Source organism: Nannocystis bainbridge (genome assembly GCF_028368995.1).
Lineage (GTDB): Bacteria > Myxococcota_A > Polyangia > Nannocystales > Nannocystaceae > Nannocystis > Nannocystis bainbridge.
In genome coordinates this window covers 229,391-244,378 of record NZ_JAQNDL010000003.1, presented here as the reverse complement: position 1 = coordinate 244,378, position 14,988 = coordinate 229,391, and the positions used below count along the sequence as shown (strand labels likewise).

At 71.4% G+C, this 14,988-nt stretch carries 13 protein-coding genes; 6 read left to right on the top strand and 7 right to left on the bottom strand.

The window, feature by feature from the left end; genetic code table 11:
* Positions 1-10: 10 nt before the first annotated feature.
* From POL25_RS26445 to POL25_RS26435, 3 genes are all read left to right on the top strand, one after another.
* Positions 11-613, top strand: coding sequence for a hypothetical protein (locus POL25_RS26445; RefSeq protein WP_272088976.1), 603 nt, complete (start codon positions 11-13; stop codon positions 611-613).
* A gap of 108 nt (positions 614-721) precedes the next feature.
* Positions 722-2,197 (top strand): hypothetical protein, encoded by a 1,476-nt coding sequence (locus tag POL25_RS26440; RefSeq protein ID WP_272088975.1) that lies wholly within the window; start codon positions 722-724, stop codon positions 2,195-2,197.
* A 130-nt stretch (positions 2,198-2,327) separates the two neighbouring features.
* Positions 2,328-3,278, top strand: coding sequence for a hypothetical protein (locus POL25_RS26435; RefSeq protein WP_272088974.1), 951 nt, complete (start codon positions 2,328-2,330; stop codon positions 3,276-3,278).
* Positions 3,279-3,368: 90 nt separating this feature from the next.
* Here POL25_RS26435 and POL25_RS26430 read toward each other — a convergent pair whose 3' ends face one another.
* The 3 genes from POL25_RS26430 to POL25_RS44535 all read right to left on the bottom strand — a co-directional run bounded on the left by POL25_RS26430 (position 3,369) and on the right by POL25_RS44535 (position 6,195).
* Positions 3,369-4,106 (bottom strand): hypothetical protein, encoded by a 738-nt coding sequence (locus tag POL25_RS26430; protein WP_272088973.1) that lies wholly within the window; start codon positions 4,104-4,106, stop codon positions 3,369-3,371.
* Between the two features lie 190 nt (positions 4,107-4,296).
* Positions 4,297-4,980, bottom strand: coding sequence for an NHL repeat-containing protein (locus tag POL25_RS26425; RefSeq protein ID WP_272088972.1), 684 nt, complete (start codon positions 4,978-4,980; stop codon positions 4,297-4,299).
* Between the two features lie 9 nt (positions 4,981-4,989).
* Positions 4,990-6,195, bottom strand: a complete 1,206-nt coding sequence (locus POL25_RS44535) for an HTH domain-containing protein (RefSeq protein ID WP_272088971.1) — start codon at positions 6,193-6,195, stop codon at positions 4,990-4,992.
* Positions 6,196-6,588: 393 nt separating this feature from the next.
* Between POL25_RS44535 and POL25_RS26415 the strand changes: the two genes are divergently transcribed.
* Positions 6,589-7,272, top strand: a complete 684-nt coding sequence (locus tag POL25_RS26415; RefSeq protein ID WP_272088970.1) for a DUF899 domain-containing protein — start codon at positions 6,589-6,591, stop codon at positions 7,270-7,272.
* 82 nt (positions 7,273-7,354) lie between these two features.
* On the opposite strand, the gene POL25_RS26410 is transcribed toward POL25_RS26415, so the two are convergent.
* The gene (locus POL25_RS26410; RefSeq protein ID WP_272088969.1) at positions 7,355-7,843 is read right to left on the bottom strand and encodes an efflux RND transporter periplasmic adaptor subunit; all 489 of its coding nucleotides are present in this window, start codon (positions 7,841-7,843) and stop codon (positions 7,355-7,357) included.
* 154 nt (positions 7,844-7,997) lie between these two features.
* Complete coding sequence (locus POL25_RS26405; protein ID WP_272088968.1) at positions 7,998-9,638, bottom strand: prenyltransferase/squalene oxidase repeat-containing protein; 1,641 nt, start codon at positions 9,636-9,638, stop codon at positions 7,998-8,000.
* Between POL25_RS26405 and POL25_RS26400 the strand changes: the two genes are divergently transcribed.
* Entirely contained in the window at positions 9,637-10,482 is an 846-nt protein-coding gene (locus POL25_RS26400; protein ID WP_272088967.1) for an HAD family hydrolase, read from the top strand. The two genes, POL25_RS26405 and POL25_RS26400, sit on opposite strands and share 2 nt — an antisense overlap.
* Here POL25_RS26400 and POL25_RS26395 read toward each other — a convergent pair.
* Entirely contained in the window at positions 10,455-11,843 is a 1,389-nt protein-coding gene (locus tag POL25_RS26395; protein ID WP_272088966.1) for a cytochrome P450, read from the bottom strand. The two genes, POL25_RS26400 and POL25_RS26395, sit on opposite strands and share 28 nt — an antisense overlap.
* A gap of 226 nt (positions 11,844-12,069) precedes the next feature.
* Between POL25_RS26395 and POL25_RS26390 the strand changes: the two genes are divergently transcribed.
* Complete coding sequence (locus POL25_RS26390; RefSeq protein ID WP_272088965.1) at positions 12,070-13,014, top strand: SMP-30/gluconolactonase/LRE family protein; 945 nt, start codon at positions 12,070-12,072, stop codon at positions 13,012-13,014.
* 14 nt (positions 13,015-13,028) lie between these two features.
* Here POL25_RS26390 and POL25_RS26385 read toward each other — a convergent pair whose 3' ends face one another.
* Positions 13,029-14,987, bottom strand: a complete 1,959-nt coding sequence (locus POL25_RS26385; protein ID WP_272088964.1) for an ATP-binding response regulator — start codon at positions 14,985-14,987, stop codon at positions 13,029-13,031.
* Position 14,988 lies beyond the last annotated feature (1 nt).

Here is a 14,988-nt window from a genome sequence, read left to right as displayed (position 1 = left end):
CGAATAGAACATGCCCTCGTTCTCTCGACGAATCCTCGCGCGCGCCGCGACCTGCGCGATGTTTTCTTGGCTGGTGGTGGGTTGTCAGCCGCCGGCGGTCGGGGTGGCCGACCCGGAGGCGGCGCGGCGCGCCTACCTGGGGCTCGACCGCGCGGTCGACCGCGCGATCGAGCTCGGCTTCGCCGGCTTCAACGCGGCCTCGAGCGCCAACATCCCCGAGCAGACGGCCGCGGGCGCGCTGTCGGGGACGATGATCGTCGGCGGCAAGGTCGACCAGGGTGCGTCGGCCAACAAGGGGATGGATCTGCAGGTCACGCTCGAGGATTACTCGGACGGACCGGTCGAGGGCATGGTCGAGGTCGCCTACGACGGCGGGCCGGCCGCCTTCGATCTGAAGCTGCGCGACCTGCCGGACGGCACGCTGACGGGCAATTTGAGCGGCGAGTTCGTGATGACGGGCGAGCTCGCCGGCGTGGTCGCGCTCGACGTCGACATCACGGGGGACACCGAGGAGGCGCCGGACGGGACGATTCGCCGCAGGGCGGGGACGATTCATGTGACCGGCACTGCGACCTCCGACTACGGGGTGTTTGCGATCGACGTCATGTTGTGAGGAGCGTTGGAACCGGCGCTCGCGCGTCGGTCGAAACCCAGGATGTGACCCGACGGGGCGGCGCGCGGCGCGGCCCGCCATCGCGGTCGCAGGAGAGGTCCAATCCCGATGCGAACGATTGAAATTTTGAGGTGGGGGGCGCTGCTCGCGTTCGGTGTCGTGAGCTGCGCGGAGAAGCAGCTCGACGTGACCGATCCTTCGGTCAAGGGCGGGCCCTGCGATCCGATCGTCGATCCCGCGGCGGCGAACGGTCCGCATTGCGCCGAGGGGTTCGCCTGCGATCCGGTGGCCGGCGAGGCCGACGCGTGGGTGTGCGGCGAGCCGCTGCAGATCCACGGGGCGGTGATCGATCTGCAGACCGGCGAGCCGCTGGCAGGGGCGCTCGTCCACGGCCTGGACCGCACCGGGGCGCCGCTCGGCGAGGTCGCGGAGACCGACGCGACGGGCCGCTATGAATTGCAGGTCGCGGCGCCGCGCCTCCCGGACGGCGAGCTGGCGAGCGACGCGAGCTACACGCTGCAGGCGTTCGCGCGCGACTACTTGCCGTTCCCGTCGGGGATCCGCGTGGCGCTGCCGATCCACGCGGACGAGGCGGAATACGACGAGGCGCGGGCGGCCCACGTGATCGAGGGTCCGCTCACGACGGTCGGGCTGGTGATGCTGCCGGACGCGCTGCGCGGCGGGGTGACGGTGACGGGCACGGTCGGCGGGGTCCAGCCGGGCGGGACGCTGGTGGTCGCGGAGGGCGTGAGCGGCGAGGCGGTCGCGCAGTACGGGGTGGCCGATCGGTCGGGGGACTTCACGATCTTCAACGTGCAGGCCGGCGAGGCGACGATCCGCGGGTATCGCCGCGGGCTCGAGCTGGCGGCGGCGACGGCGAGCGTGGCGACGGCGGACCTCGATGCGGTCGCGCTCACGGCCAGCGCGGAGGGCGAGGAGAATTTGGGGGCGGTCTCCGGGTCGGTGCAGATCGTCAACGCCCCGGGCGACAGCGTGACGAGCGTGGTGCTGGTGCCCGTCAGCGTGTTCAACCCGACGCTCGAGCGCGGGCCGGTGCCGCTGGGCTTGCGGGCGCCGGACCCGGGGCTCGATCCCGCCGTCACCGGTGACTTCACGATCGCCGGCGTGCCCGCGGGCACGTACAAGGTGCTGGCCGCGTTCGAGAACGACCGGCTGGTGCGCGACCCGGACACCTCGATCGGCGGCACCGAGTTGCAGGAGGTGACGGTCGCGGCCGGCCAGGCGGTGACCGTCGACGCGGGGTTCAAGATCACCGAGGCGCTCGCGGTCGTCGCGCCCGGAGAGACCGCGCCGACGGCGACCAGCGCCGCGCCGGTGTTCGAGTTCGCCGACGATTCGAGCGAGAAGAGCTACCTCGTGCGCGTGTTCGACGTGTTCGGCGAGCTGGTGTGGGAAGACGCCATGGTCCCGAGCGTGTCGGGCAGCGCGACGGTGCAAGTGCCGTACGAGGGGCCGGCGCTGACCTCGGGGCTGTACTATCAATTCCGGGCCGTCTCGCTCGACGGCAAGGGCGTGCCGCTGTCGGCGACCGAGGATCTGCGCGGCGTGTTCGTGGTCGAATGATCGCAGGCCGCTCGCGCGGCGGAGCACGGCGGCGCGGCCGTCGTGCGGATATATCTATTGTGAACCGCCGCCGGTGCTCCGGCGAAACAATGAATTTGCGTTTTATCGTGACTGACGCCAGGATCCTCGCATGAAAACGATACACATCCTCGGAGTGTGTGCGCTGCTGGCTTGCAACAGCCCGAGCAAAGGCGAGACGGAGACGCAGGTCGCGAGCGAGACGGGCACAGCGTCGGAGATCACGACGGTGACGACCGCGGGGCCGACCTCCGGGACGGAGGACACGACGGGCACGACGGCGGAGCCGACCACGGCCGGGCCGACCACGGGCACCAGCACGACGACGACCTCGACCTCGACGACCGATGCTTCGACGGGGCCGGTGACGGCGACCGAGACGACGACGACGACGACCGGGGGCGGGGCCTGCGTGCCGCTGCTGTGCAACGGCACGCTCTACGCCTGTGGCGATTGCATGGACAACGACGGCGACGGCCTGGTCGACCAGGCCGACCCGGAGTGCGTCTCGCCGTGCGACGACCGCGAGGAGACGTTCGCCACCGGCCTGCCGGGCGACAACATGGACCCGTGCAAGCAGGACTGCTTCTTCGACGGCAACTCGGGCGGCGGCAACGGCGACTGCGCGTGGGACCTGAAGTGCGACCCGAAGAGCCCGGGCGGCGACAAGTGCCCGTACGACGAGAACTTCAACAACTGCCCGCAGGAGCAGCCGCAGCAGTGCATCGACGAGTGTCAGGTGCCGAACGGCTGCGATTGCTTCGGCTGCTGCACCGTGGTGGTCGAGGGGATGACGTACGACATCTTCCTCGGCGACCTGGACTGCGCGCTGTCGGACATCGGCTCGTGCCAGCTGTGCACGAAGAACCTCGACTGCGACGACGAGTGCCAGCCGGAGGAGTGCGAGGTGTGCTTCGGCGAGACCGAGCCGCCGCCGGGCTGCGACGAGGCGTCCTGCGAGGGCGACGCCCAGCCGTGCGAGATCGACGACAAGGGCCAGAGCGACTGCCCCGAGGACCAGTACTGCAAGACCGGCTGCTGCCACGCGCTCGAGCCGGGCTGAGCCGTCGTCGGCTGGGCGGGCAGACTCGCCGATGATTGTACATGTCCCAATAGACATGTGTGATCATCGGCCGTGAGGCCGCCGCGCCGGTCAGAGCTTCTCGCAGCCGCAGCCGGACTCCTCGAAGAACTGGCGCTCGTCCGGGTCGCACTCGAACTGCACCACGGCGCACTCCTCGCGGTCGTGGCTGACGTAGATGCGGGCGGGCTCGATGTCGACCTCGAGCGGCCGGCAGCCGCCGAGGCAATCGCTGTCGCCGCGGGCGGGCACGCAATCGTCGGCGAGGTCGTGGCAGACCCAGCCCTCCTCGCATTCGCCGTGGGTCGGGCCGCCGCAGAGGCCCTCGGGCAGCGGCTCGGGCTCGGGCTCGGGGCGCGGCTCGGGCTCGGGGCGCGGGTCGGGGCGCGGGTCGGGCTCGGGGCGCGGGTCGGGGCGCGGATCGGGCTCGGGGCGCGGGTCGGGCTCCTGCGGGGCCGGGCGGCAGCCGCCGAGGCAATCGCTGTGGCCCATTGCGGGGTCGCAGGCGTCGGCGAGGTCGACGCAGATCCAGCCCTCGTCGCAGGCGACATCGGCGAAGCCGCCGCAGAGGCCATCGATCGGCTCGCAGATGCCGGAGCAATCGGAGCCCTCCTGCTCGGGGTGGCAGGCGGCGCCGCTGTGGTCGATGCATTCGAGGCCGGCTGGGCATTCGAAGCCGACGGCGCCGCCGCAAGCGAGCGAGGCGGGGGTGGCGTGCTGCCCGGAGTCGATAATGCCTTCGTCGCAGGCAGCGACGAGCACGAGGCCGATAACGAGGCGGTGAATGGTAGTAGCGATGATTCTACGCATGATGTCTCCATGGTCTCGCCCCGTAGTCGGAGCGGCGTGGGTTCCATGGAATGAGTGTTCGCCGACGGCGCTGCGGATCAGCGCCTGGCTTCACAAGCCCGAAATCGGTAGCACCTTGTCAGGCCCGCCACACACACCCGGGAATCATGCGAGATTTCAATTGGGGGCAATTGATTTATCTGCCGTGACTTCACACGGCGGCGTCGCCTTCGGACTTGCGGCGGACCAGGCGCAGCTTTCCTTGCTCGCCCGCACACCAGAAAGCGCCCGCTTCGCCGGCGGCCTCGACCCCCGCGATCATGGCCACAGGCACCTCCAGGACCTCTTCCGGCGCGCCGTCGGGGCCGAGGCGACGGAGCTCGCAGGGCTTGTCGTCGGCGGCCGCGCCGTGCCACAGCTGGCCGTCGACGCAGGTCACGCCGGTGACGAAGCGGTCCGACGCCAGGGTCTTCACGACCTCGCCGGTGGTGGCGTCGACCTTGTGGATCCGCGCCCCGTAGCATTGACCGATCCACAAATAGCCGTCGGCCCAGGCCATGCCGCTGTCCTCGCCCTTGCCGGGGGCGGGCAATCGCCTGACAATTTGTCCGTCGCTCGGGCGGATGACGAGGATCTCGCCCTTGGCCAGCTGATAGAGGTGCTGGCCGTCGAATGCGGTGCCGGCGTCGGCCCCGGGGACGGTGAAGCGGCGCACGACGGCGTTCGCGGCCGGGTCGAAGGCGACGAGTTCGCCGTCGCGGGCGAACCACACCTTTTTGCCGTCGAAGGTGACGCCGTGGATCTGGCCGTCGTCGAGCGGGACGTGCTCACGCACGATCTCGGCGGCGTGGTGGCGAGTGTCGTGATTGTCGCGGGTCATGACTTCCTGTCGCATGCAGCAGGTCTAGCCGGCCGGGACGAGGCCGAGGAGTAACATCCGTGACGCGATCGGGGCGCCGGGGCGGGTGTAACGGATGTCTTTTCCTTTGCCGGTGCGGACCACGACGCCGCGCTCGACGAGCGATTGCAGGGCCCGCTGGGCGGTCCGCCGCGACACGCCGGCGTGCTCGGCCAGCGCCTGGGCCGACCACGCCGCGCCGTCGCCGAGCAGCAGGCCGAGGCGGGCGGTTTCGTCGTCGGTCGGCGGCGTCAGGATGACGACCTCGCGCTGCGAGTCGAGCACGTAGCCGTCGGCCCGGGCGGTGGGCGCGGCGGCGAGGCCGTCCATCAGCTTGCGCAGGCGGCCGAGCTCGACGCGCAGGCGGGCCCGGTGCGAGTCGTTGACGCGGCGGACGGCGAAGCCGCGGGCGGCCAGCTCGTCGCGCGCGAGCGCGGCCGGCCAGGCGCGCGCGAGCTCGAGGAGGAGGGCGAACAGCACCGGGCGGCGGGCCAGCGGGACGGTGACGCGGCCGGCGAGGACGAGGCGGCGGCAGGCGTCGACGAGCAGCACGTGGCCGCGCGCGAGGGCCTGGATGGCGAACAGGTCGGCCTCGGAGGTCGCGCCGGCGCGCCAGACCGAGGCGACCGGGCGGGCCAGCTCGTGCTCCAGCGCCTCGACGGTGCGCGCGAGCAATTGATGGGGCGCGAGGGTCAGGGCCTCGCGGGCGCGCGCGAGGGCTTCGCTGGCGTCGGTGGGGGCCAGCGCGCGCACGGCGATCTCGGCCTGCACGAGCGAGGCGACGGCGCGCAGGTCGGGGCCGAGGTCGCGGGCGAGCACGGCCCCGGCGACGCGGCGGGCCTCGTTGAGGCGGCCGAGCAGGACCTCGGCGCGGGCCAGGACGAGCCGCTGCATGGCGGCGTTGCGGGAGTCGCCGAGGCGCTCGAGGGCGTCGGCGGCGGCCCGGGCGGCGCTGGCGGCGGCCGCCGGGGCGCCGCTGCCGAGCTCGACCTCGCAGAGCGCGGCGCGGGCGCGAGCGACGAGCAGCGGATCGTCGGCGCGGGTGACCGCCAGCTCGAGGGCGCTGCGCGCGAGCTCGAGGTCGCCGAGTTGGGCGTAGGCGATGCCGCGCAGGGTGAGGCCGCGCGCGCTGTCGTCGCGACCGACGCCGGCGAGGGCGCGCAGCGGGTCGCCACCGGCGAGCGCGCGAGCCGCGTCGAGGAGGGAGGACACGCGGCGAGGATGGGCCGTCGGCCGGGAAATGTCACGAGGGCCGCGGCGGTGAAGGCGGGAGCGGACGGGACAATGTCACGAGGGCCGCGGGGCGGGCGGGCGAGACAATGTCACGAGGGCGCGGGGCGTCGGGCGGTGATTGTCACGAGGGCCGGGGCCGGCCGCGCGAGGCGGTCGCGCCATGAATGTTACGGGCGGCGCGGGCGGGGTTGTTTTACACAGTCGTCATGTGTCCCGCCTGTTGGCAATCGATTGCGCTGACCGTCGCCACCGCGACCGGGTTCGGCGCTGCCCTGAGTCCGTGGGTGGTGCGAGCGATCCGCTCGCCCGCGCTGCGACCCTCGTCCGAGCCGCGAAAGGAAGAACGTCATGAACCCCGTGAACACTGATGTCGTGAGCCGCGAAGTCTGGCTGGCGGCCCGCCGCGAGCTGCTGGCCCGCGAGAAGGCGTACACCCGCGAGGGCGACGCCCTGAGCGCGGCCCGCCGCGCGCTGCCGCGGGTCCGCGTCGACACCCCGTACGCGTTCGCCGGGCCCGACGGCGAGCGCAGCCTGGTCGAGCTGTTCGCCGGCAAGCAGCAATTGGTCGTGTATCACTTCATGTTCGACCCGGCGTGGGAGGCGGGCTGCAAGAGCTGCTCGTTCATCGGCGATCATCTGTCGGGCACGGTGGCCCACCTGGCCGCCCGCGACACCGCGTTCGTGGCCGTCTCGCGGGCGCCGCTGGCCAAGCTGCTGGTTTTTCGCGCGCGCATGGGCTGGACGTTCCCGTGGGTGTCGTCGGCCGGCAGCCGCTTCAATTACGACTTTCACGTGTCGTTCGCGCCGGCCGAGCTGGCCGCGGTCGATTACAACTACGCGACGAGGCCGTTCCCGCACCCCGAGGCGCCGGGCATCAGCGCGTTCGTGCGCGATGGCGAGGCCGTCTATCACACCTATTCGTCGTACGGCCGCGGCGTCGAGGTGCTGATGGGGACCTACCACATGCTCGACCTGACGCCGCTCGGTCGCCAGGAGGAGGGGCTGGCGGAACCGATGGCGTGGGTGCGCCACCACGATCGCTACGACGCGCCTTGAGACGGACGTGTCGCTGAGGACATGTCCGTAGGGGCATGCGCGAACGGGCATGTCCTCGGCGACATGCCCGAACGGACAGGCCTCAGGGCCGGGACGCCAGCTGCTGACCGATCAGCAGCGCGCCGGCCACGGCCACGCGCTCGCCGGGGTTCACCCCGGAGACGATCTGCGCGTGGTCGCCGGAGGTGTGGCCGAGGACCACGTGGCGGGCCTCGAAGGTGCCGGGCTCGACCTCGAAGTAGGCGGTCGCGGTGTCGGTGTCCTTGATCAGGACGGCCTGCTTGGGCAGCGTGACGCCGACGCCGACGGGGCCGGTGATGTCGGCGCGCACGAACATGCCGGGGGTGAGGTTGCGCGAGGCGACGGCCTCGTCGGTGAGCGCGATGTAGACGGGGGCGCGGCGCTGGCCGACGTCGACCAGCCCGCCGACGCCGACGACGCGGCCGGCGATCGGCTCCGGGTCGGCGGGGAAGCGCAGCTTGACCGAGGTGCCCGAGCGGACCTGCAGCAGGTCGGCCTCGAAAACGTCGGCGACGACCCACAGCGCGCCCTCACGGCGAAGCGAAGACATGAGAAGCAGGATCTCAAGCTGGCACACGCCCGGCGAAACTCGAGCATACGACGTCGCCGCCGATCGCCGCGTGACGGCGAGCGGGCCTGCATGACGGACAATTCATGTCAGTACGGGGCGATCCCACACGATTGCGGGACTGTAAGCATTGGCCTCAGGTGGTGGAGATCCAGGCGCGGTCGTGGCTGAGGAGCGAGAGCCGCGGTGCGAGCGCGCCGAACGGGACCTCGTGCGCGCGCCCGGACAATTGGTCGCGGACGCGGGACAGCGCCCACACGCTGTAGAGCGTGGCGAGCAGCGGGACGTCGTAGACGAAGGGGCGCGGGCCGAGCGAGTCGGCCTCGGCCGTGAAGCCGCCGCTGCGGCCCTGCCCGGCCAGCAGGACCTGGGCCGAGGCGTAGAGCTCGCCGGACGTGAGGCTGCCGGGGCAGGCCGCGAGGCCGCCGAGGGCGTAGGCGGTGCTGAGCACGTGGCTGCGGTCGTCGTCGGGGTGGATCGGCCAGCCGCCGTCGGGCCGGCGGAGCCCGCGGAGGAAGCCGACGCAGCGGCGACGGATGTCGGCGCCGTGGCTGCCGTGGCGCTCGCCGGCGGCGGCGTTGATCACGTGAAAGGCGGGGTAGGTGGCGCACAGCTTCCACTCGCCGCGGAAGCCTCCGTTGGCCTGCTGGGCGCGGGCCAGCCAGGCCCACGCGGCCTCGAGGACCCCGGGCGGGGCCATGTGGCTGGCGCGCAGGGCGGTGATCGACTTGGCGGTGATCTCGGCCTCGGAGGCGGCGCCGCGCACGAACGTGGGGAACCCGCCGTCGCTGTTCTGCAGCGCGAGCAGGTGGGCGACCGCGCGGCGGATGCTGGGACGATGAATCACCGGATTGCGGCGGACCAGCAGCGACAGGGTGATGCTGGTGTCGTCGGCGTCGGTCTGCGACACGCCCTCGGCGTAGGCCCAGCCGCCGTCGGGCTGCTGCTGTGATACGAGGAATTGTTCGCACCGCTGCAGCTCGTGCGCGGGCCGCCGCGCCTCGGTCAGCACGAGCCCGGCGAGGCAGGTGACCCAGACGTCTTCGTTGGTGATGAACGGGACGCCGCCGCCGGGCCGCAGCTGGCCGGCGATGAAATTGAGGCCGAGGGCGCGGTGCGGCGCGGCGCGGCCGAGGCGGGTCAGCGCCAGCAGGGCGACGATGGTGACGAGCACGTGCTGCTCCCAGCTGCCGTCGGTCGCCTGGGCGCCGAGGATCGGCGCCAGCTCGGCGTCGCCGACCTCGTCGGCGCGGCCCGACTGGCACAGCTGGAGCACGCGAATCGATGCCAGCAGGATCGTCACCCACAGATGCGAGGACTCGGCGCGCACGACCGCGAGCGGCAACACGGCCGGACCCGGAGGGAGTGCCCCGAGTTCGACCAGCAGCACCTCGACCAGCACGCGTTTGCGCCAAAGCGTGGGGTGATCGAAGGCGGCCAGGGTCTGCTGGAGCGCGACCAGGCCCTCGGCGCCGAGCCGGCCGTGCACCACCAGCTCGCAGAGGATGCGCGAAAGCGTGCGGTCGAGCCGACTGGCATGACTCGACTCATCGTCGTCATCGGCCAGCCAGCGCCGGCAGAAGCCCGCGATCTCGGCCTGGAGCGCCGGCCCGTGGCCGCAGGTGCGCAGCAGGTGCAACGCCAGGGCGCTCTCCAGGGCCCGCCCGGCGCAGCCGGCCGCGAGGCGCCCGTCGGGCAAGCGATGATCGAGCATGAATTGCACGGCGCGCTCTAGCGCCGGCTCGATCTGTTCGAGCACGCCAATTCCGGTGAGCATGACCTTTGATCAGAGCTACTCGAATTATTGGTTACGATCAACGACCATCGCGCGGACCGACGAATTATCCGGCGGCCCGCGTGTCTGGGGTCTGGAGCATGCGTCGCCGCTCCGCTATGATCGCGGCATGACGTACGACGAACCCGCGGGGCGCGTGGCGATCCTCGATGTCGACGGTACGATGCACCCGCGGTCGATCGGGCTCGCGCTGCTCGACGACATGGGCCGCTACGGGCTCGGGCGGGCCGACGCGATGGCGGCGGTGATGACCGCGGTCGGCCAGCATCGGGCTGGATCCATCGATTTCCCGGAGATGGTGACCCGCAGCACCGCGGCCTACGCGGCGGCGCTGGCGGGCGCGGAGCAGGCCGCGCTGGAGGCTCTGGCGCGAGCGACGTGGCAGCGGCTGCGCGGTGAATTGTTCGCCTTCGTGCGCCCGCTGATCGCGCGGCTCGAGCAGGTCGGGGTAACTCCCTATATCGTGTCGTCCAGTCCCCACGAGATCGTCGCGCTGCTGGCCGCGGACCTGGGCGTAACCGACTGTGATGGTTCGCGATTCACGGTCGACGCCGGTCGCTACACTGGTCAATGCTACAGCATGCCCGGGGCGCGCGGGGGCAAGTTGACATTGTTACGTACATTCGCGGCGGCCCGCGGCGCCGGGCTGTCACGGTCGCTCGCGCTGGGCAATGGCCCCGGCGACTGCGAGGTGCTCGCCGCCGTCGGTCGGCCCCTGGTGTTCGAGGCGGGGCCGCCCCTGTCGGCAATCGCACGACGCAACAATTGGCCACAGGTCGATCGTATCAATGTTCTCGATCAGCTGGAGCTGGCGCTGGCGCCCTGACGGGACGTCAGCTTGACGCGAATCCCGCCGCGCGGTCGCAGGGTCGTCGAGAATTCCGGGGCGACCGGGGCGTGGTGGACGCGCTCGACGGTGAAGCGGCGCAGGATCGCCGCCGTGGCCAGCACGATCTCGGTGGTCGCCATGTGGTTGCCGATGCAGGTCCGCGGGCCGTAGCCGAACGGCAGATAGGCGGCCCGCGCCCGGCCCTGGGCCACGCCGCCGAGGAAGCGCTCGGGCTGGAAGCGCTCGGGCGCGTCCCACAGGGCCGGGTGGCGGTGCGTGAGGTACGGGCACAGCATCACCGTCGCGCCGGCGGGCACGAGGTAGCCGCCCAGCTCGTCGTCCGCGGCGACGTGGCGCGGGAACGCCCAGAACGGCGGGTACAGGCGCAGCGCCTCCTGCACCGCGGCGGCGAGGAACGGGAAGCGCTGGCGGTCGGCGACCGTCGGCAGGGCGTCGCCGAATGTATCGACCTCGCTCATCACCCGCGCCCTGGCCTCCGGGTGGAGGTCGAGGCAATAAAGCAACCATGTCAGCGCCTGCGCGGTCGATTCGTGGCCGCCGAGCAGCAGGCTGACCGCCTCGTCGCGCACCAGCCGCGCCGCGTCGGGCGCTTGCGGATCGGCGGAGACGTGGCGGAGCAGGAATGTGAGGAGGTCAGGATCGTCGGCGGGGCGGTCCCGGTGGGCCGCGATTGCCTGCAGGATGAAATCGTCGATCACCGCGAGGGCGGCCAGGAAACGTTGATTGCGCCGGGTCGGCCACGACAGCGGGATGCGGAACAGCTGGCTGCTGGCGGCGACGAACTCGACGGCGTCGCGGATGGCGGCGCGCAGCCGCGCCTCCTCGTCGTCGAGCCGTTCGCCGAGCAGCGAGCCGAGGATCGCGTCGAGGGTGAGGGCGATCATTTCGTCGGCGAGGTCGAGCTCGTCGCCGCGGGCGGCCGCCTGCTGCCAGCGGCCGAGCTGGCGCTCCATGGCGCCGCGCAGCGGCGGGGCGAATTGTGGCAGGGCGCCGACCTGGAACCGCGGGGTCAGCAGCTTGCGCTGGCGGGCCCACAGCTCGCCGTTGCTGGCCGGCAGGCCGTCGCCGATGAGCGGCCGGGCGCGGTGCGACGCCTTGGTGTAGTTCTCCCGGCGCGTCACGAGCACATGCTGGATCTGGTCGGGGTGGACCACGAGATACACCAGTCGAGTGCCGACCCGGGCGCAGCTGATGTCGCCGTGGGCCCGCCACATATGCTGCAGGAGCTCGAACATGCGGCCCTGGGCGACCTCCGCGAGGTTGCCGAGGACGAGGCCGCCGCGCGGCCCGGGGGCGGTGCGCCGCATCAGGTGAGCGACGATTCCAGAGCGTGTCATCGTCGCCAGGATAGCAAGCCGCACCCGATCGACCCACTATCCTTTCGCGAAATCCGTGGCGCGTCGTCGCCGCGCTCGCCGTCGCGCCCACCGATCATCGCAGTGCGTCCTTCACGGTGTTCTTGTTGATCCTTGACAGCGTACTGTTTCACTACAAGCCCGGTCGTCAATGGGGGGATTTGTCATGGGTCGAAGCCTGTTCGTTTTATTGTCCGTAGGACTTTTCATGTCTCTCTCGCCGGGGGTGGCGGCGGCGGGCGGCAAGCTTTCGACAGTCGCCAAGTTCGACCCGAGCCTCGGCGAATTGCCAGAGTCGATCACCACGGATGCCGACGGGAACATCTACGCGTCCATGGGCGCCCACATCAAGCGGATCACCCCCTGGGGCCACGTGAGCGTGTTCGCGACCCTGCCGCTGCCGCCGGGGGTGCTGGCGGCGGGGCTCAAGTTCGGCGAGGACGGCGACCTCTTTGTCGCCACCGGCAGCATCTCGCCGGTGCCGCCGGTCGCGTTCGTGTTCCGCGTCGACCCCGACGGCGGGGTGACGACCCACGCCACCCTCGACCCGACCGGCTACCCCAACGATCTGGCGTTCGACGACCACGGCGGGCTGTTCGTGACCGATCCGCTGCACGCGCGGATCTGGAAGATCGACGAGGACGGCACGCCCGAGGTGTGGTTGCAGGACGCTGCGTTCGCGGGCAACGAGGACGATCCGTACCTGGTGCTCTCGCATTTCGGCGTCGACGGCATCGCCTTCGATCGTCACAAGAACCACCTGTTCGTCAGCAACCTCGATTACGGGACGATCCTCCGCGTCGAGGTCGAGTGCGACGGTTCACCCGGCGACATCGATGTGTGGGCCGACGACTACGACGCGCTGGCCGGGGCCGACGGGCTCGCGTTCGACGACAAGGGCACGCTGTTCGTGGCGGTCAACGGGCAGGACCGGCTGGTGGCGATCGACAAGCACGGCGACATCGACATCATCGCCGAGGGCGGGCTGCTCGACGCGCCGTCGTCGCTGGTGTTCGGGGCGACGCACGCGAGCAAGAAGACGCTGTACGTGGCGAGCTTCGCCATCACCCGCCATTACGGCATCTTCCCCGGGACGCCGAAGCCGGCGCTGCTGAAGCTGCCGGTCAAGCACAAGGGGCTGCCGCTGCTGTGAGCGTGCCTCGCGGGTCACTCGCGGGTCATGCGCGACACGAGCGCGCTGCTGACCTCGCGCGCGAGCTCCTGGCGCGGGATGCCGGTCTGCTCGACGAGCGCGCGCATCTCGGCGGCGAAGCTCGGCGGGACGGCGCGCGGGTCGTCGGGCGCGACCAGCACGACCGCGGGCCCGCCGGTGCCCGCGTCGGGGCGGGCGGCGGTGAGGCCCCACGAGGCCCCCGGCGCGGCCAGGTGCACGAGGTGCAGCTCGCTGGCATCGAGGCCTCCGCCGGCGGCCGCGAGCCGGCGGGTGTGGCGAATCATCTCGGTGGCCTCCTGCAGCAGGCCGGCGCTGTTTGACCACAGGTGCAGCGGCTGAGATGTCCCCGGGGACAGGCGCTCGACGAGGCGCTGCAGCTGCAGCGCCTGCAGCGGGGCGCTGACGACCCCGTCGCAGTGGAGCAGGCAGCCGAACTGGGCCGGCTCGTCGACCAGGTAGACCAACACGTCGGCCTCCTGCAGGCTGGGCTCGCGCGCGAGCTGGCCGAGGGCGACGAGGGTGGCCGGCGAGCCGACGTTGAGCTCGACCACCAACAGCGAGGGCCCGAGCGCGCGCGCCAACTTGACGCCGCGGCGCAGGTCGGCCTCGACGACGATGTCGAGCTGGACCTCGGCCAATTGGTCGCGCAGCTGGCGACCGAACGCGTCGGACGGCCCGAGCACGAACACGATCGGCAGCTGACCGCGCTCGCCGGTGGCGAACTGCCGCTCGGGGGTGAGGCCGCGCCAGCGCGCTGCGGCGGTGCTGTCCGAGGGCAGCGACAGGCGAAACGAGGAGCCGCGGCCCATCTCGCTGCGGGCCCGCAGCTCGCCGCCCATGGCCCGCGCGAGCCGGCGGCTGATCGCAAGCCCGAGGCCCGAGCCGCCGAAGCGGCGCCCGCCGGTGTCGTCGACCTGCGAGAACGGCTCGAACAGCCGCTCCATCTGCTTGGGCGTCATGCCGATGCCCGAGTCGGCGACCACGAAATCGACGCAATCGACGCCCTCGATCGCCTGGTCGCCGGCGTGGTGGTTGAAGTCGCTGAGCCGCGCGGGCCGGCGCGTGACGGCCAGCGAGACGAGGCCCTTGCGCGTGAACTTGCCGGCGTTGCTGAGCAGGTTGAAGAGGATCTGGCGCGCGCGGGTGGCGTCGGCGACCATCTCGCCGAGCTCGTCGGCGGGGGCGTAGACGAAGCGGTTGCCGTTGCGGTGGATGAGCGGGGCGACGGCGTCGACGACCTCGCGCAGCAGCTCGCCGAGGGTGTAAGACTCGGGCGCGAGGCTGAGCCGGCCGGCCTCGATGCGGCTGAGGTCGAGGATGTCGGTGACGAGCGCGAGCAAGTGATTGCCGGCGGCGCGGATCCGGTTGAGGTCGTCCTCGATCTGCTCGAACTCGCCGGCCCGCGCCTGATCGATCAACATGTCGCTGTAGCCGAGGATGGCGTTCAGCGGGGTGCGGAACTCGTGGCTCATGTTGGCCAGGAAGGTGCTCTTGGCCTGGCTCGAGCGCTGGGCCTGGACCTGCATCAGCCGCAGCTCCTCGGTCAGCCGCCGCTGGGCGGCGCCGGTGGCCGCGCGCTCGATGGCGTAGCGGATGGCCCGCTCGAGCTCGCGGGTGGTGAAGCTGCCCTTGATCAGGAAATCGTCGGCGCCGGCGTGCATCGCCTCGACGTCGAGCTCACGCTCGGTCTGCCCGGTGAGGAAGATGATCGGGACGTCGCAGCCGAGCCCGCGGACCTCGCGGAGCAGGTCGATGCCGGTGCGCGCCTCGAGCCGGTAGTCGAGCAGGCAGACGTCGGGCGCGGCGGTCAGGAGCGCGTGCACGGCGTCCTGGTAGGACTGGATCCACCGCACCCGGTACTCGCTGGCCGTGATGTCGGCGATCAGGTCTTGCGCGAGGACGAAGTCGTCCTCGTCGTCGTCCACGATCAGCACGTCGACCGGCTCGTGCATC

Bases quoted from the DNA above. Each gene is read 5' to 3' on its own strand.
- POL25_RS26445 (WP_272088976.1), top strand. From the start codon at position 11: ATGCCCTCGTTCTCTCGACGAATCCTCGCGCGCGCCGCGACCTGCGCG.
- POL25_RS26440 (WP_272088975.1), top strand. From the start codon at position 722: ATGCGAACGATTGAAATTTTGAGGTGGGGGGCGCTGCTCGCGTTCGGT.
- POL25_RS26435 (WP_272088974.1), top strand. From the start codon at position 2,328: ATGAAAACGATACACATCCTCGGAGTGTGTGCGCTGCTGGCTTGCAAC.
- POL25_RS26430 (WP_272088973.1), bottom strand. From the start codon at position 4,106: ATGCGTAGAATCATCGCTACTACCATTCACCGCCTCGTTATCGGCCTC.
- POL25_RS26425 (WP_272088972.1), bottom strand. From the start codon at position 4,980: ATGCGACAGGAAGTCATGACCCGCGACAATCACGACACTCGCCACCAC.
- POL25_RS26410 (WP_272088969.1), bottom strand. From the start codon at position 7,843: ATGTCTTCGCTTCGCCGTGAGGGCGCGCTGTGGGTCGTCGCCGACGTT.
- POL25_RS26400 (WP_272088967.1), top strand. From the start codon at position 9,637: ATGACCTTTGATCAGAGCTACTCGAATTATTGGTTACGATCAACGACC.
- POL25_RS26405 (WP_272088968.1), bottom strand. From the start codon at position 9,638: ATGCTCACCGGAATTGGCGTGCTCGAACAGATCGAGCCGGCGCTAGAG.
- POL25_RS26395 (WP_272088966.1), bottom strand. From the start codon at position 11,843: ATGACACGCTCTGGAATCGTCGCTCACCTGATGCGGCGCACCGCCCCC.
- POL25_RS26390 (WP_272088965.1), top strand. From the start codon at position 12,070: ATGTCTCTCTCGCCGGGGGTGGCGGCGGCGGGCGGCAAGCTTTCGACA.
- POL25_RS26385 (WP_272088964.1), bottom strand. From the start codon at position 14,987: ATGCACGAGCCGGTCGACGTGCTGATCGTGGACGACGACGAGGACGAC.